The sequence below is a fragment of the Achromobacter sp. EB05 genome, from assembly GCF_044232075.1.
GTDB classification, from domain to species: domain Bacteria; phylum Pseudomonadota; class Gammaproteobacteria; order Burkholderiales; family Burkholderiaceae_B; genus Achromobacter; species Achromobacter dolens.
Window position 1 is genome coordinate 6,226,102 of record NZ_CP155917.1, and the last position, 15,292, is coordinate 6,241,393.

General features: G+C 64.6%; 16 protein-coding genes. 3 read left to right on the forward strand and 13 right to left on the reverse strand.

The genetic code is table 11. The features are described 5' to 3' along the window. Positions 1 to 2: 2 nt before the first annotated feature. The 12 genes from rplV to AAID08_RS28510 all read right to left on the reverse strand — a co-directional run bounded on the left by rplV (position 3) and on the right by AAID08_RS28510 (position 9,386). Positions 3 to 332 carry a 50S ribosomal protein L22 gene (gene rplV, locus AAID08_RS28455; RefSeq protein WP_006389608.1) on the reverse strand — a complete coding sequence of 110 codons (330 nt, stop codon included), beginning with the start codon at positions 330 to 332 and terminating at the stop codon, positions 3 to 5. 3 nt (positions 333 to 335) lie between these two features. Continuing rightward, a complete protein-coding gene (rpsS, locus tag AAID08_RS28460; protein ID WP_006216555.1) occupies positions 336 to 611 on the reverse strand; it encodes a 30S ribosomal protein S19 in 276 nt (91 codons plus the stop codon). Positions 612 to 623: 12 nt separating this feature from the next. Continuing rightward, entirely contained in the window at positions 624 to 1,451 is an 828-nt protein-coding gene (gene rplB / locus AAID08_RS28465) for a 50S ribosomal protein L2 (RefSeq protein ID WP_006389607.1), read from the reverse strand. Beyond that, the gene (gene rplW / locus AAID08_RS28470) at positions 1,452 to 1,748 is read right to left on the reverse strand and encodes a 50S ribosomal protein L23 (RefSeq protein ID WP_006216557.1); all 297 of its coding nucleotides are present in this window, start codon (positions 1,746 to 1,748) and stop codon (positions 1,452 to 1,454) included. Continuing rightward, positions 1,745 to 2,362, reverse strand: a complete 618-nt coding sequence (gene rplD / locus AAID08_RS28475) for a 50S ribosomal protein L4 (protein ID WP_006389605.1) — start codon at positions 2,360 to 2,362, stop codon at positions 1,745 to 1,747. The genes rplW and rplD overlap by 4 nt, the downstream gene beginning before the upstream one ends. A 4-nt stretch (positions 2,363 to 2,366) precedes the next feature. Next, on the reverse strand, positions 2,367 to 3,056 hold the full coding sequence (gene rplC / locus AAID08_RS28480; RefSeq protein ID WP_006392074.1) for a 50S ribosomal protein L3: 690 nt from the start codon (positions 3,054 to 3,056) through the stop codon (positions 2,367 to 2,369). 332 nt (positions 3,057 to 3,388) lie between these two features. Next, on the reverse strand, positions 3,389 to 3,700 hold the full coding sequence (rpsJ, locus tag AAID08_RS28485) for a 30S ribosomal protein S10 (RefSeq protein WP_003806903.1): 312 nt from the start codon (positions 3,698 to 3,700) through the stop codon (positions 3,389 to 3,391). Between the two features lie 74 nt (positions 3,701 to 3,774). Further along, positions 3,775 to 4,965: an elongation factor Tu gene (gene tuf / locus AAID08_RS28490; protein WP_020925806.1), complete on the reverse strand. Its 1,191-nt coding sequence runs from the start codon at positions 4,963 to 4,965 to the stop codon at positions 3,775 to 3,777. 80 nt (positions 4,966 to 5,045) lie between these two features. Next, positions 5,046 to 7,148 (reverse strand): elongation factor G, encoded by a 2,103-nt coding sequence (gene fusA / locus AAID08_RS28495; RefSeq protein ID WP_054504556.1) that lies wholly within the window; start codon positions 7,146 to 7,148, stop codon positions 5,046 to 5,048. Between the two features lie 18 nt (positions 7,149 to 7,166). Beyond that, the gene (rpsG, locus tag AAID08_RS28500; protein ID WP_006389600.1) at positions 7,167 to 7,637 is read right to left on the reverse strand and encodes a 30S ribosomal protein S7; all 471 of its coding nucleotides are present in this window, start codon (positions 7,635 to 7,637) and stop codon (positions 7,167 to 7,169) included. Between the two features lie 175 nt (positions 7,638 to 7,812). Beyond that, positions 7,813 to 8,190 carry a 30S ribosomal protein S12 gene (gene rpsL, locus AAID08_RS28505; RefSeq protein WP_005017264.1) on the reverse strand — a complete coding sequence of 126 codons (378 nt, stop codon included), beginning with the start codon at positions 8,188 to 8,190 and terminating at the stop codon, positions 7,813 to 7,815. Positions 8,191 to 8,684: 494 nt separating this feature from the next. Further along, a complete protein-coding gene (locus AAID08_RS28510; protein ID WP_054504555.1) occupies positions 8,685 to 9,386 on the reverse strand; it encodes a response regulator transcription factor in 702 nt (233 codons plus the stop codon). 260 nt (positions 9,387 to 9,646) lie between these two features. Here AAID08_RS28510 and AAID08_RS28515 point away from each other — a divergent pair, with 260 nt between their 5' ends. Genes AAID08_RS28515 through AAID08_RS28525 form a run of 3 tightly spaced genes read left to right on the forward strand, consistent with a single transcriptional unit; the run spans position 9,647 to position 13,841 of the window. Beyond that, positions 9,647 to 10,363, forward strand: coding sequence for a response regulator transcription factor (locus tag AAID08_RS28515; RefSeq protein ID WP_395757208.1), 717 nt, complete (start codon positions 9,647 to 9,649; stop codon positions 10,361 to 10,363). A gap of 33 nt (positions 10,364 to 10,396) precedes the next feature. Next, positions 10,397 to 11,506, forward strand: coding sequence for a FecR domain-containing protein (locus AAID08_RS28520; RefSeq protein ID WP_395757209.1), 1,110 nt, complete (start codon positions 10,397 to 10,399; stop codon positions 11,504 to 11,506). A 10-nt stretch (positions 11,507 to 11,516) separates the two neighbouring features. After that, a complete protein-coding gene (locus AAID08_RS28525) occupies positions 11,517 to 13,841 on the forward strand; it encodes a CHASE2 domain-containing protein (RefSeq protein WP_395757210.1) in 2,325 nt (774 codons plus the stop codon). Positions 13,842 to 13,859: 18 nt separating this feature from the next. Here AAID08_RS28525 and AAID08_RS28530 read toward each other — a convergent pair whose 3' ends face one another. Then, positions 13,860 to 15,167: a serine/threonine protein kinase gene (locus AAID08_RS28530; protein ID WP_395757211.1), complete on the reverse strand. Its 1,308-nt coding sequence runs from the start codon at positions 15,165 to 15,167 to the stop codon at positions 13,860 to 13,862. Between the last annotated feature and the right edge of the window lie 125 nt (positions 15,168 to 15,292).

The window sequence follows — 15,292 nt, forward strand, 5'->3', positions numbered from 1 at the left end:
CCTTAAGCTCCGACCTTGACCGTGATGTGGCAGGTCTGCTTCTCGATACGGTTGCCGCGGCCCTTGGCGCGAGCGGAGAAGCGCTTCATCGACTGAGCCTTGTCCACGAAGATCGTGGTGACTTTCAGTTCGTCGATATCGGCGCCGTCGTTGTGCTCGGCGTTGGCGATGGCGGACTCGACAGCCTTCTTCAGGATGGCGGCGGCCTTCTTCGGCGAGAAGGTGAGGATCTCGAGCGCACGGCCGACCTTCTGGCCGCGGATCAGATCCGCAACCAGACGCGTCTTTTGAGCGGAGATGTGAACCCCACGGATAATGGCAGTAGTTTCCATCGCTTACCTCTTCGCCTTCTTGTCCGCGGCGTGACCCTTGAACGTACGGGTCAGCGCGAACTCGCCCAGCTTGTGACCGACCATGTTCTCGTTGATGTAAACGGGAACATGCTGCTTGCCGTTGTGCACAGCGATCGTCAGACCGATGAACTCGGGCAGGATCGTCGAGCGACGCGACCAGGTCTTGATCGGCTTCTTGTCTTTGCCCGCGACGGCCGTGTCCACCTTTTTGATCAGGTGAGCATCGACAAACGGGCCTTTCTTGATCGAACGTGACATAGTGTTCGCCTCTTACTTGCGCTTGCGCCGTTGGACGATCATATTGTTCGTCCGCTTGTTGCGACGGGTCTTGTAACCCTTCGCCGGGGTGCCCCACGGGCTGACCGGTTCGCGTGCTTCACCGGTACGGCCTTCACCGCCACCGTGCGGGTGGTCGACCGGGTTCATGGCCACGCCACGAACCGTCGGGCGGACACCGCGCCAACGCATTGCACCGGCCTTGCCGATTTGGCGCAGGCTGTGTTCTTCGTTACCGACTTCACCGATGGTGGCACGGCATTCGATGTGCACACGGCGGACTTCACCCGAGCGCAGACGCACTTGAGCGTAGGTGCCTTCGCGAGCCAGCAGGACGGCGGAAGCGCCGGCCGAACGGACCATCTGGGCACCCTTGCCGGGCAGCATTTCGACGCAGTGAATCGTCGTACCCACCGGGATGTTGCGGATCGGCAGCGTGTTGCCGGCGCGGATCGGGGCTTCGATGCCCGAGATCAGCGTGGCGCCCACTTCCAGGCCGCGCGGAGCGATGATGTAGCGACGCTCGCCGTCGGCGTAGCACAGCAGAGCGATGTGCGCCGTACGGTTCGGGTCGTATTCCAGACGCTCGACCTTCGCGGGGATGCCATCCTTGTCGCGACGGAAGTCGACGACACGGTAATGTTGCTTGTGACCGCCGCCACGGTGGCGGATCGTGATGTGACCGTTGTTGTTACGGCCCGAACCACGGGTCTTCTTTTCCAGCAGCGGCGCGTAGGGCTCACCCTTGTGCAGGTTCGGGCTGACAACCTTCACCATGCCACGGCGGCCAGCCGAAGTCGGCTTAACTTTTACGAGGGCCATTTACTTCACCTCCGCAAAGTCGATTTCCTGGCCGTCCTTGAGCGAGACGTAGGCCTTGCGCTCATTGCGGCGGCGGCCAACGAATCGGCCAAAGCGCTTGACTTTGCCCTTACGGTTGAGGACCTGCACGGACTCGACCTGCACCTTGAAGAGCAGTTCGACGGCAGCCTTGATTTCCGGCTTGGTAGCGTCAGCCACGACACGGAAAGCGACTTGCTGATTCTTCTCAGCGACGAACGTGGCCTTTTCGGTCACGATCGGAGCCAGAATGACTTGCATCAAGCGTTCAGCGTTCATCCCAGCATCTCCTCGAGTTGAGCGATGGCCGGCTTGGTGATCAGCACTTTCTTGTAGTGGACCAGCGACAACGGATCGGCATAACGGGGCTCGACAACGGCAACGTGCGGCAGGTTGCGGGTGGCGAGGTAAACATTTTCATCAACGTTGTCGGTGATGATCAGGACCGAATCCAGGCCCAGGCTCTTCAGCTTTGCAGCGGCGGCCTTGGTCTTGGGCGATTCCAGATCGAACGATTCGACGACGGCGATGCGGTCTTCGCGAGCCAGTTGCGACAGGATCGAGCGGATCCCGGCGCGGTACATCTTCTTGTTGACCTTCTGGCTGAAGTTCTCTTCCGGCGAGTTCGGGAAAATCCGACCACCGCCACGCCACAGCGGCGACGAGGTCATACCGGCGCGAGCGCGGCCGGTACCCTTCTGGCGCCAGGGCTTCTTGGTCGAGTGCTTGACTTCCGAGCGATCCTTCTGAGCGCGGTTGCCGGCACGGGCGTTGGCTTGGAAAGCCACCACGATCTGATGAATCAGCGCTTCGTTGAAGTCACGGCCGAAGATCGTGTCGGGCGCGCTGAAAGTCGCGGCCTGACCTTGGTCGTTCAGGAGCTTGAGATCCATTTACTTACGCTCCCTTCTTGGCCGGGGCCTTGATGGCCGGACGCACGACGATATCGGCGCCAGCGTGGCCGGGGACAGCGCCCTTGACCAGCAGCAGGCCGCGCTCCACGTCAACGCGAACGACGTCGAGGTTTTGAACGGTGCGGGTGACATCACCCAGGTGACCCGCCATGCGCTTACCCGGGAAAATACGGCCCGGATCTTGAGCTTGGCCGATCGAGCCGGGAACGCGGTGCGAACGGGAGTTACCGTGCGAGGCGCGTTGCGAGCCGAAGTTGTGGCGCTTGATGGTACCGGCAAAGCCCTTACCAATGGTGGTGCCCGTGACGTCGACCTGTTGGCCGGCTTCGAACACCGATTCCACGGCGATCACGGAACCCGCCGCAAATTCAGCGGCGCGGGCGGGATCAAGGCGGAATTCTTTGAGGATGCTACCGGCTTCAACGCCGGCCTTGGCGTAGTGGCCCGTTTGTGCTTGCGGCACGCGCGAGGCGCGACGAGCGCCATAAGCCACCTGGATCGCGGCGTAGCCGTCGGTTTCCAGCGACTTAACTTGGGTCACGCGGTTGTTCGACACGTCCAGCACGGTCACCGGGATGGATTCACCTTCCTCGGTAAAAATGCGGGTCATGCCGACCTTGCGACCCACCAGCCCCAGCCGGTGAGCGGCGGGCGTGGGTGTCGAATTCGACATCGTTTTCTCCATTCCCGACTGCGATTGGTCGGGGCTAATCAGGCAAAAGGTAACGGCCTTTGCCCTACGACTATGTTCAACCTGGCTTGGGGTTGCCGGCCCGGAAAATCCCGGACTTGCGCGCGCCTCACCATAGTTAGACCTGCCACAAAATGGCAAGCTTGGCATATTAGCACGTTTTTTTCAGGCAGCACAAGCACTTAGCGTGAAAAGGCGCCTGCCCTGCCCCCGGCGCGCCAGGCTGTGGCGCAAAAACAAATGGCCGCAGTCCCGAAGGATTGCGGCCATTCTGCACAAGTCCACTGGCGAAGGTAGCGGACTCGCGATACGCCTTACTGCAGCGCGATTTCGACGTCGACGCCAGCCGGCAGGTCCAGACGCATCAGGGCGTCAACGGTCTTGTCGGTGGGATCAACGATGTCCATCAGGCGCTGATGGGTACGGATTTCGAACTGGTCGCGCGACGTCTTGTTGACGTGCGGCGAACGCAGCACGTCGTAACGGCGAATACGCGTGGGCAGCGGCACCGGGCCGCGGACAACGGCGCCCGTGCGCTTGGCGGTGTCGACGATTTCAGCGGCCGATTGATCGATCAGCTTGTAATCGAAAGCCTTCAAGCGGATACGGATCTTTTGGTTTTTCATGGCGTTTCCTAAAGAACGAGAGGCGAGGGCTTTGATTCGCCCCCGCTGGTTGTGTGCTGCTTACGTGATCCGGATTACTTCAGAATCTTGGCGACGACGCCGGCGCCGACGGTACGACCGCCTTCACGGATGGCGAAACGCAGGCCTTCTTCCATGGCGATCGGGGCCAGCAGCTTGACGGTCATCGTCACGTTGTCGCCCGGCAGGACCATTTCCTTGTCGGCCGGCAGGTCGATCGTGCCGGTCACGTCCGTCGTGCGGAAGTAGAACTGGGGACGATAGCCGTTGAAGAACGGGGTGTGGCGGCCGCCTTCTTCCTTGGACAGGATGTACACCTCGGAGGTGAAGTCCGTGTGCGGGGTGATCGAGCCCGGCTTGGCCAGAACCTGGCCGCGCTGGACGTCTTCACGCTTGGTGCCGCGCAGCAGGATGCCCACGTTGTCGCCGGCTTGACCTTGGTCCAGCAGCTTGCGGAACATTTCCACGCCGGTGCAGGTCGTCTTGACCGTCGGGGTGATACCGACGATTTCGATTTCTTCGCCAACCTTGATCACGCCGCGCTCGATACGGCCGGTCACCACGGTGCCGCGACCCGAGATCGAGAACACGTCTTCGACCGGCATCAGGAACGCGCCGTCAACGGCACGCTCGGGCGTCGGGATGTAGGTGTCCAGGGCTTGGGCCAGCGACAGGATCGCTTGCTCGCCCAGTTCGCCCTTGTCGCCTTCCAGCGCCAGCTTGGCCGAACCCTTCACGATCGGGGTGTCGTCGCCCGGGAAGTCGTACTTGCTCAGCAGTTCGCGAACTTCCATTTCCACCAGCTCGAGCAGCTCGGCGTCGTCAACCATGTCGGCCTTGTTCAGGAAGACGATGATGTACGGCACGCCAACCTGGCGGCTCAGCAGGATGTGTTCGCGCGTTTGCGGCATCGGGCCGTCAGCGGCCGACACGACCAGGATCGCGCCGTCCATCTGGGCGGCGCCCGTGATCATGTTCTTGACGTAGTCAGCGTGGCCCGGGCAGTCAACGTGCGCGTAGTGACGCGTTTCCGTTTCGTACTCGACGTGGGCCGTGTTGATCGTGATGCCGCGAGCCTTTTCTTCAGGTGCCGCGTCGATCTGGTCGTAGCCCTTGGCTTCGCCGCCGAACTTGGTCGACAGAACGGTCGTGATGGCCGCCGTCAGGGTGGTCTTGCCGTGGTCGACGTGACCGATCGTGCCGACGTTCACGTGCGGCTTGGTGCGTTCGAACTTACCTTTTGCCATGATCTCTATCCTTTGACTTTCAAGGAAACTTTAATTTCTGCCGGGACCGCCCGGATGGGGCGGGCCCGGCAAAGGGTTATTTACTTGGCCCGAGCGGCGATGACTTCGTCAGCGACGTTCTTGGGGGCCTCGGAGTAATGCTTGAATTCCATCGTGTACGTGGCACGGCCTTGCGTCAGCGAACGCAGGTTCGTGGCGTAACCGAACATCTCGGCCAGCGGAACTTCGGCCTTGATGGTCTTGCCACCGCCGACCATGTCGTCCATGCCCTGGACCATGCCGCGACGCGAGGACAGATCGCCCATCACGGTACCGGCGTAGTCTTCAGGCGTTTCGACTTCAACGGCCATCATCGGTTCCAGCAGCACGGGGCTAGCCTTGCGCATGCCTTCCTTGAACGCCATCGAGCCGGCCATCTTGAACGCGTTTTCGTTCGAGTCCACATCGTGGTACGAACCGAAGAACAGCGTGACCTTGACGTCCACGACCGGGTAACCGGCCAGGATGCCGGCGGGCAGCGTTTCCTGGATGCCCTTGTCCACCGCGGGGATGAATTCGCGAGGAACCACACCGCCCTTGATGGCGTCGACGAACTCGTAGCCGCCACCCGGCTCGAGCGGTTCGACCTTCAGGACCACGTGACCGTACTGACCACGACCGCCCGACTGCTTGACGAACTTGCCTTCGACTTCTTCGCAGGTCTTGCGGATGGTTTCGCGGTAGGCCACCTGGGGCTTGCCGACGTTCGCTTCCACGCCGAATTCGCGCTTCATGCGGTCGACCAGAATTTCCAGGTGCAGCTCGCCCATGCCGGAAATGATGGTCTGGCCGGATTCTTCGTCGCTGCGCACGCGGAACGACGGATCTTCCTGAGCCAGACGCGACAGCGCCAGGCCCATCTTTTCCTGGTCAGCCTTCGACTTGGGTTCGACGGCCTGCGAAATCACGGGCTCGGGGAACTCCATGCGCTCGAGCAGGATGTGCGAATCGACGTCGCACAGCGTTTCGCCGGTCGTCACGTCCTTCAGGCCCACCACGGCGGCGATGTCGCCGGCCAGAACTTCCTTGATTTCCTCGCGGTTGTTCGCGTGCATCTGCAGGATGCGGCCGATACGTTCCTTCTTGCCCTTGATGGGGTTGTAGACCGTGTCGCCCGACTTCAGGACGCCCGAGTAGACGCGCACGAAGGTCAACTGACCCACGAACGGATCGCTCATCAGCTTGAAAGCCAGCGCCGAGAACTTCTCGTTGTCGTCGGCATTGCGGTTGATGGCGTTGCCATCGTCGTCCTGGCCGTCGACCGGGGGAATGTCCACGGGCGAAGGCAGGTAGTCGATGACCGCGTCCAGCATGCGCTGCACGCCCTTGTTCTTGAAGGCGGTGCCGCACAGCATCGGCTGGATTTCGCCAGCGATGGTGCGTTGACGGATGGCCAGGTTGATTTCGGCTTCGTCCAAGGAACCCGTTTCCAGGTACTTGTTCATCAGCTCTTCCGACGACTCGGCGGCGGCTTCAACCAGCTTTTCGCGCCATTCGGCGGCGGCGCCTTCCAGCTCGGCCGGAATGTCCTTGTAGTCGAACTTGGTGCCTTGGCTGGCTTCGTCCCAGATGATCGCCTTCATCTTGACCAGGTCGATCACGCCTTGGAACGTGTCTTCGGCGCCGATGGGGATCACGATGGGCACGGGGTTGGCGCGCAGACGCGTCTTCAACTGGTCATAGACCTTGAAGAAGTTCGCGCCGGTACGGTCCATCTTGTTGACGAACGCCAGACGCGGCACGCCGTACTTGTTGGCTTGACGCCACACGGTTTCGGACTGGGGCTGAACACCACCCACCGCGCAGTAGACCATGCAGGCACCGTCCAGGACGCGCATGGAACGTTCCACCTCGATGGTGAAGTCCACGTGCCCCGGGGTGTCGATGATGTTGATGCGGTGCTCGGGGTAGTTGCCGGCCATGCCACGCCAAAACGCCGTCGTAGCAGCCGACGTAATGGTGATGCCACGCTCTTGCTCTTGTTCCATCCAGTCCATGGTGGCGGCGCCATCATGCACTTCGCCAATCTTGTGATTGACGCCGGTGTAGAACAGGATACGTTCGGTCGTGGTGGTTTTCCCTGCATCGATGTGCGCAGAGATGCCAATGTTGCGATAGCGCTCGATCGGGGTTTTGCGGGCCATGGTGGGTTAGTCCTTAAATTACCAGCGGAAATGGCTGAAGGCCTTGTTGGCCTCGGCCATCTTGTGCGTGTCTTCGCGCTTCTTCATCGCGGCGCCACGACCTTCGGAGGCGTCGATCAGTTCGCCAGCAAGACGCAGATCCATCGACTTCTCGCCACGCTTCTTGGCGGCTTCACGGAGCCAACGCATAGCCAGGGCCAGGCGGCGCACGGGGCGCACTTCAACCGGCACTTGGTAGTTGGCACCGCCAACGCGGCGGCTCTTAACTTCGACGATCGGCTTGATGTTGTTGATCGCCAGGCTGAACACCTCGATCGGCTCCTTGCCGGTCTTGGTGGCGACTTGCTCGAGGGCACCGTAGACGATGCGCTCGGCGACGGCCTTCTTGCCGTCCAGCATGACGACGTTCATGAACTTGGCGAGCTCGACGCTGCCGAACTTGGGATCGGGCAGGATCTCGCGCTTGGGTACTTCGCGACGACGGGGCATTGTTGCTTCCTTGTGTCTGTTCAGTTGAACCGTGTTTCATTACACGGCCATGGCCGTCCAATAAGACGACCCCTTACGTGCCGCGCACCTTCCCATGTTCCGGATGGCGCGGTTGCACTTCCCTAATGACGGATGGCCGCCACGCGGGGGTACTGCTGATTCGCGTTGCGAATCCTTAGGCCTTCTTCGGGCGCTTGGCGCCGTACTTCGAGCGGGCTTGCTTGCGATCCTTGACGCCTTGCAGGTCGAGGGAACCGCGCACGATGTGATAACGCACACCGGGCAAGTCCTTCACACGACCGCCACGCACCAGAACCACCGAGTGCTCTTGCAGGTTGTGGCCTTCGCCGCCGATGTACGAAATGACTTCGTAACCGTTGGTCAGACGCACTTTGGCAACCTTACGCAGAGCGGAGTTCGGCTTCTTGGGGGTGGTGGTGTACACGCGAGTGCACACGCCGCGGCGTTGCGGGCAGTTTTCGAGCGCGGGGCTCTTGCTTTTGATGATGCTGACTTCGCGCGGCTTGCGCACGAGTTGGCTAATGGTAGGCATGACCTTTGAAATCCCTTTTACGTACCACTGGTAAGTACTTACGTACTCGTCTCTTCGAGTGATGACTCTCGGAGAAGGCGGCTCGCGCAAATCCGCCTCAAACGTTCAGATACGTAAAAGAGCGGGCTTGCCAACAAACCATGACAAACGCACAAACCGGATGCTTCGGAGATGGCGGCGTCGGTTGACGGGGGCTCGTGACGCACCCCTGTGGCCTTGGGCCGCCAAGCTGGGCGCGAAGGCTTTGCTTGGGATATGGCCGGACCTGTCTTCCTGGCGCCTCAAATGCCAGTCCTGGCATCGACTTTGCGCGCGATTAAAGCAGTAAGCCCTTTAGCATAGCTTAGATTCCGGCGCACTGTCAAAATCTTTTGTAAGCGTTGCGTGGGGACACGTTGGCGGCAAAAGACGGCCAGTTAGGCGCAGGTCCGGCCCAGGTCGGGAAAATTGGGGCCAAATTGACGACACAAAGGCGCGGGTCTTGGCCGCGCGGCTTATTGGTCGGCGAACAGGTAGCCGCTGCCGTAGACGGTGCGAATCGGCAACATCAACCCCGCCATTTCCGCCTTGCGGCGCAGACGGCTGACGATCACATCGATGCTGCGCGTGCCGCTGGCGCGCGCGCCGCCGCCCTCCTGGCGCAGCTCTTCGCCCAATTCGTCGCGGCCGACCGCCCTGCCCGCCACCTCGAGCAGCGAGCGCACGATCAGGCGTTCGTTGGCCGACAGCGAAATCGTGGTGCCGGACGGCGCCGCCAGGGTCCAGCCCTGGTCACGCAGTTCCCACTGGCCAAGGGTGGGCTCCTCGGTCGCCAGATTATCCTGCACGGCGGGCAGGCGTCGCGCCAGCGCCAGCAGGATGCAGGCCAATTCGCGAGGGTCGTGCGGCGGCGGCAGGCAGGCGTCCGCGCCGCTCTGCAGGCAACGCAGGCGGGTATCCAGGGACAGGTTGTTGCCCATCACCACGATACCCAGCGGCGACGAGCCGTGCAGGCGGGCCACCAGGGCATAGCCGATTTCACCGAGGGTGCCCACATTCAGCACCACGGCATCATAGGGACTGTTGCTGAGCAGGCCGAACAATTCCAGGGAAGTCGAGCAGCCGCGGGCCGAAATTCCAGCTTGAAGCAGCGCAGACACAGCGGTATTACGTGCGGCCTCGTCCGGCGACATCATCAGTACGCGCAATTGATTCATAGTTCTTTCCATCCCATCTGCCCCGCCCGCGCCCGGCAGACTGCGCCGGTTGACGGGAGGGGTCGGGACAGTGTGGCGCGTTGTTGTGCAACAACTCCAGTCAAGATTCGTTAAGTTTGCAATGTTTGACAGTTCTTGGCACAACGTAGCCAACAGTGACGCCACGCGAGTTATCATTCCATTACACAATCCTTTCTTCTTCTTGCAGTAGGGCGCCACAGGGCGCGCTTGCGCAGCCAACCTTCGCGAGACCACGTCTGATGAAAATCGCGTCGCTGGAAGACGACCTGGACCAGGCGAAACGTATCCAGCAAGTCCTGACTGCCGCCGGATATACCTGCACCAGCTATCAGCAAAGCCGCGACCTGCTTGCCGCTTTGCGCACTGAAACGTTCGACCTGGTGCGGCTGGACTGGCACCTGCCCGATATCGATGGCGACGATGTGGTGCGCTGGCTGCGCGCCAACATCGGCCCGCGCATTCCGGTCATCTTCCTGACCAACCGTTCCAGCGAGGACGACCTGGTCGAGGGCCTGCGCGCCGGCGCCGACGATTACATCGTCAAGCCGCTGCGGCCGCTGGAGCTGCTGGCGCGCGTCGCGGCGCTGCTGCGCCGCAGCCAGATCGCCGAGCCCGCCGATGAATCGTTCGACGTGGCCGACTACCGCATCGAGCCCGCCGCGCGCACGATCCTGCTCAAGGGCGCGGCGGTCACGCTGGCGCCCAAGGAATTCGAACTGGCGCTGCTCTTTTTCCGCAACCTCGGCCGCCTCATGTCGCGCGACGTGCTGGCCGAATGCGTCTGGAACCGCGAGATCCCCGCCACCTCGCGCACGCTCGACACGCACCTGTCGAACATCCGGCAGAAGCTGCAACTGCGCCCGGAACACGGCGTGCGCCTGAGCTCGTCCTATGCGCTCGGCTACCGGCTGGAATTGATATCCGCGTCCGAAGATAGCCCGCCCCCCGCGCCCTAGCGCCCGGCGGCATTACCTGGAGATTTGAACGACATGAGCCGCTGCCGCGCGCTTTCTTTGCTTGCCCTGCTTTCCGGCCTGCTGCTCGCAACCTCCTCCCACAGCCAACCTGCGGGCGCGCTGGGAGAGAACTTCATCTACCGCGTGCGCCAGGGCGACACGCTGATCAACATCGCCGCGACCTACACGCGCAACCAGGCCAACTGGAGCCCGTTGCAATCGCTTAACCAGGTCGCCACGCCCGAACGCCTGCCCATCGGGCTTGAACTACGCATCCCCCTGTCGATGATTCCGGAGCGCGCCGCCGATGCGCGCGTGGTCCACGTCAGCGGCCAGGCGAACCTGGACGGCCAGGCCCTCAAGTCGGGCGCCAACGTGGCCGAAGGCAGCAAGGTCGTGACCGCCCCCAACGGCTTCGTGACCCTCGAGCTGGCCGATGGCTCCAAGCTCACGCTGCCGGCCGACGGCGCCGTCGAGCTGACGCGACTGCGACAATTCGAAGGCACCGACCTGACCGACTCGGTCATCCATGTCGAACGCGGCAGCGTCGAATCCAGCGTCGCGCCCGGCGGCCAGGGCGTGGGCCGTTTCGAGGTCCGCACGCCGGTGGCCGTGACGGGCGTGCGCGGCACGCGTTTCCGTGTGCAGAGCGGCAGCCAGGGCGTGCGCAGCGAAGTGCTGGAAGGCAGTGTGCGGCTGCAGCCGCACGCCCCCGGCGCCGCCCCGGCGCAACCGGTGGCGGTGGCCCGGGGCTACGGCGCCGCCATCGGCGCCGACGGCAGCGTGGCGGGCGTGCGGCCCTTGCTGGCCGCGCCCCAGCTCGGCGAGCCGGTGCGCGCCGGCGGTGGCAGTTGGACCAGCGCGTTCCCCCCCGTGCCTGGCGCACAGGCCTACGTCGTGCGCGTGGCGCGCGACGCCGACGGCACGCAACCGGTGTCCTCCACCCGTTTTCCCGGTCCGGACATCCGCTTCAGCGCTCCCGGTCCCGGCACTTTCTACGTTTCGGTGCGGGCCATCGACGAACTGGGCCTGGGCGGCCTGGACGCCACGGCCACCTTCACCGGGGTGAACCAGCTGATGACCAACAGCGGCCTGGGCGTCGCCACCGGCTTCGGCGGATTCGTGACGCTGAACGATTACTAGATCCACGCCCATGGCAGATGCCGCCGACCCCAACGACCGGGCCTCGCGATCAGGCCTGTGGTTGACGGTGGCGCTGGCGCTGCTGGCCGCGCTGCTCGGATCCTTCAATGGCCTGGGGCGCGTCGATCAGATCCTGTATGACCGCGCCGTCGCGCTGACAGGGCGCGACATGTCGCCCGACATCGTGATCGTGGCGATCGACGATACCAGTATCGATGCGCTCGGCCGCTGGCCCTGGCGCCGGGCAGTGCACGCGGCGTTGCTGGACCGCCTGCAGGGCGCGCGCGCGGTCGGCCTGGACCTGATCTTCGCCGAGCCCGACACCACTCATCCCGGTGACGACGCGATCCTCGCCGACAGCTTGCGCCGCAACGGCCGCACCGTGTTGCCGGTGGTGTTGGACCGCCTGGCCTACCCCTCCTCCATCAGCACGCCCATCCCGATCCTGGCGCAAGCCGCGGCGGGCAGCGGCTTCATCAACGCCAACCTCGATGCCGACGGCGTGCTGCGGTCGGCGGTACTGACGGCGCGTTTCGCCGGCGAGCGCTGGCAGCATTTCGCGTTGAGCATGCTGGACGTGGGCGGCCAGGCGGCGATGGCCGACCGACTGCTGCGCCGCGCGGGCAAGGACGGCGGCATCCTGATCCCCTACGCCGGCCCCGCGGCGCACACCCGTGCGGTGTCCTACCTGTCGGTCCTGCGCGGCGACGTGCCGCCCGAGCAGTTGCGCGGCAAGTATGTGCTGGTGGGCGCCTGGGCCACGGGCCTGGGCGACGCCTACACCACCCCGGTCTCGCACGAGGTGAGCGGCATGCCGGGCGTGGAGATCATCGCCAACCTGCTGCAGGCGGCCAACGACGACATCGCCTTCCGGCCGCCCGTGCCCTGGCTCAATGCCCTGTTCTCGGCCCTGCCGGTGCTGCTGGCCTGCCTGGCGCTGTGGCGCCTTTCGCCCAACCTCGCGCTGCTCGTCAACATCGGGCTGCTGGCGCTGGTGCTGCTGGCCAGCCTGCTGCTGCTGGGGCACAGTTATCAATGGTTCGCGCCGACCGCCGCGCTGGTGGGCGTGGCGCTGTGTTATCCCTTGTGGAGCTGGCGCAGCCAGGAGGCCGCGCTGCGCTACATGGACAACGAATTGCGCCGCCTGCAGCGCGAATACCCGCCCGTGCTGAACGAAGCCCGGGCGCAATCGGGCGGCCCCAGCGCCTCGCTGGAAAGCCGCGTCGGCGAACTGCGGCGCGCGCTGGCGCGGGTGCGCAACCTGCGGCGCTTCCTGGCCGACGGGCTGGATGGCATGCCCGACGCAACGCTGGTGTTCGACCAGGACGGCCGCATGCAATTTCGCAACCAGGCCGCCGTGATGTACTTCCAGCGGCTGGGCATGCGGCCGCCGCGGGTCGGCCATCCGGCCATCCACCTGCTGGAAAAGACCATCGGCGACGACGCCACGCGACAACGCGTGGCGCAGGTATTGAGCGGCCAGGGACACACGGCCGAGCAATCGCCCTGGAGCGCCGACCTGGAAGTGCGCGACCACGCCGGCCGCGACCTGATCCTGAAATGCGCGCCGATCCATACGGCCGAGGGCAACTTCGCGGGCACCGTCGCCACCCTGACCGACATCTCCGGCATACGCCAGGCCGAACGGCAGCGCGAAGAAACGCTGCGCTTCATCTCGCACGACATGCGCGCGCCGCAAAGCTCGATCCTGGCGCTGGTGGAAATGAAGCAGGATGGCGTGCCTCAGGACGGCCGCGACGAGACCCTCACCCGCATCGCCGCGCTGGCCAATCGCACGCTGCACCTGGTCGACGACTTCGTGCACCTGACGCGGGCCGAATCGATGGCCATCAACGCGGTCGAGCTCGACCTGGGCAGCCTGCTGCAGGACGGCGTCGATGAATTCTGGGCGGCCGCGCACAAGCGCGGCATCACGCTGGCGGTCGCGCCCTCGCTGCCGGTCGCCTACGTACTCGGCGACCAGACGCTGCTGATGCGGGCCTTGAGCAACCTGATCGACAACGCCATCAAGTACAGCCCACCCGACACCCGCATCACCTGCGACATCGACCAGGCAGCCGGCTACTGGCGCGTGCACATCCGCGACCAGGGGCAAGGCATCGCGGCGCAGGATCTGGCGCGGCTGTTCGAACCGTTCGCGCGCGTCGGGGTCGCCACCCGCGGGGACGTAGGCGGCGCCGGATTGGGATTGGCCTTCGTGCGCACCGTGGCGCAACGCCACGGCGGTGAGGTCGAGGTGAACAGCCAGACGGGCGTCGGCTCGGTGTTTACGCTGTGCCTGCCGGTGGCGCCCGAGGACACCACGACCCATTAGGACCTGGCGGCGTTCACATCACTGGAAGGTGTGCGAAATGACGGCCGGCTTGCCCGGCTTGACTTCCAGAGTCGCCCGATAGGGCGGCAGGTCGGCGTTGCGAAGCAACACTTGGTATTTGCCGGGAATCAGCCGCAATTCCTTGACCGGCGGACTGATGCCGCGCGCCACGCCATTGATCCACACTTCTCCCCACGGCCGGATGTCCAGGCGCACCAGCACGGGCACGGGCTTGGGTTTGGGCGCGTCGTCCTGCGGCGCCGCGGCCGACGCGGCGGGTTCCTGCAGGCGTGGCGCGGCATTGGCGTCCGGCTCCGACGCGGCGGGCGGCGCGGAGGGCGCGGCCGCCCCAAGTCCGGCAGGAGGGACGGCGGGCGGCGTCGCCGCCGGGCCGCCCGCGTCCGGTGCGGGCGTATCGGGCAGGACGGCCTGCGGCGCGGGCGCAGCCGACTGTGGCGGCGTCGGTTCGGCGGCGGGAGCCGCGGGGCTGGCTGCGGGTGGCGCAACAGGCGCCGCCGGCGGATTCGGCTGCACCACTTCGGAACGGGTAATGAGGGCATTGCCGGTGCCGAGCCCCGAGCGGATCCAGGCGTAGGCGCCGGCCCCGATCAGCGCCACCAACAACAGCAGAAACAGCAGCGGCCGGCCGCCGCCGCGCGGCTTGGCGGCCACTGCCGCAGGCGCGGCCGGCACGGCCACCACCTCGGCCGCGGCCGTTTCCGGCGCGGCGGGCGACTCGTCCACGTAGACCGCGATGTCCAGCAGGGCGGCCAGCTCCCCCAGGGTCTGCGGTCGGTCGGCCGGCAGCATGGCCAGGCCACGATCGATCGCGTTCAGGAACGCCGGGCTGTATTTCGTCAGGCCCAGCGATGCCAGGGGCTCGTAATTGTCCGTGGCGCGGCGCTCCGGCGCCGGCGGCGGGCGCAGCCCGATCACCAGTGCGTGCATCACCGCACAGAGCGCGTAGACGTCTGTCCACGGGCCGCGCGGCCATTCGGCCGAATCCGTGTACAGCTCGAACGGGGCAAAGCCCGGCACGGGCGTCAGCCCCGAGCGGCGCGAGCGGGGCACCGACAGCTCCGGCAACAGGTGCGCACGCGCGCCTTCGTCCATGCCCACCGTATCCAGCGAGATGTCGCCGCATATTTCGCCTTGCGCATGCAGGCCCATCAGCGAAGGCAGCAGATCCGACAACAACCGCTTGATGCGGGTTTCCGGCACTCCGCCCGCCGCACTGGCGGCGATGGCGCTCAAGGGGCGCAACGCGAGCGGCGCGGCACCTGAAAAAGGGCTGCGCGGCGTGTGCAGGCCGGCGGGTGAGGACATGTTCAACATACTGCGCAAGGGGCGCGAAAACGGGTTAAGGGCAGATAGGCGGAATATTATCCAATCCGTTACGCCAGGACATTGCCGAAAATGTCGGAGCGCATCAGGCTGTGGCACGATAGCGT

Excerpts from the sequence above, each read along its gene's own strand:
- rplV (WP_006389608.1), bottom strand. The coding sequence starts at position 332 with ATGGAAACTACTGCCATTATCCGTGGGGTTCACATCTCCGCTCAAAAG.
- rpsS (WP_006216555.1), bottom strand. The coding sequence starts at position 611 with ATGTCACGTTCGATCAAGAAAGGCCCGTTTGTCGATGCTCACCTGATC.
- rplB (WP_006389607.1), bottom strand. The coding sequence starts at position 1,451 with ATGGCCCTCGTAAAAGTTAAGCCGACTTCGGCTGGCCGCCGTGGCATG.
- rplW (WP_006216557.1), bottom strand. The coding sequence starts at position 1,748 with ATGAACGCTGAACGCTTGATGCAAGTCATTCTGGCTCCGATCGTGACC.
- rplD (WP_006389605.1), bottom strand. The coding sequence starts at position 2,362 with ATGGATCTCAAGCTCCTGAACGACCAAGGTCAGGCCGCGACTTTCAGC.
- rplC (WP_006392074.1), bottom strand. The coding sequence starts at position 3,056 with ATGTCGAATTCGACACCCACGCCCGCCGCTCACCGGCTGGGGCTGGTG.
- rpsJ (WP_003806903.1), bottom strand. The coding sequence starts at position 3,700 with ATGAAAAACCAAAAGATCCGTATCCGCTTGAAGGCTTTCGATTACAAG.
- tuf (WP_020925806.1), bottom strand. The coding sequence starts at position 4,965 with ATGGCAAAAGGTAAGTTCGAACGCACCAAGCCGCACGTGAACGTCGGC.
- fusA (WP_054504556.1), bottom strand. The coding sequence starts at position 7,148 with ATGGCCCGCAAAACCCCGATCGAGCGCTATCGCAACATTGGCATCTCT.
- rpsG (WP_006389600.1), bottom strand. The coding sequence starts at position 7,637 with ATGCCCCGTCGTCGCGAAGTACCCAAGCGCGAGATCCTGCCCGATCCC.
- rpsL (WP_005017264.1), bottom strand. The coding sequence starts at position 8,190 with ATGCCTACCATTAGCCAACTCGTGCGCAAGCCGCGCGAAGTCAGCATC.
- AAID08_RS28510 (WP_054504555.1), bottom strand. The coding sequence starts at position 9,386 with ATGAATCAATTGCGCGTACTGATGATGTCGCCGGACGAGGCCGCACGT.
- AAID08_RS28515 (WP_395757208.1), top strand. The coding sequence starts at position 9,647 with ATGAAAATCGCGTCGCTGGAAGACGACCTGGACCAGGCGAAACGTATC.
- AAID08_RS28520 (WP_395757209.1), top strand. The coding sequence starts at position 10,397 with ATGAGCCGCTGCCGCGCGCTTTCTTTGCTTGCCCTGCTTTCCGGCCTG.
- AAID08_RS28525 (WP_395757210.1), top strand. The coding sequence starts at position 11,517 with ATGGCAGATGCCGCCGACCCCAACGACCGGGCCTCGCGATCAGGCCTG.
- AAID08_RS28530 (WP_395757211.1), bottom strand. The coding sequence starts at position 15,167 with ATGTCCTCACCCGCCGGCCTGCACACGCCGCGCAGCCCTTTTTCAGGT.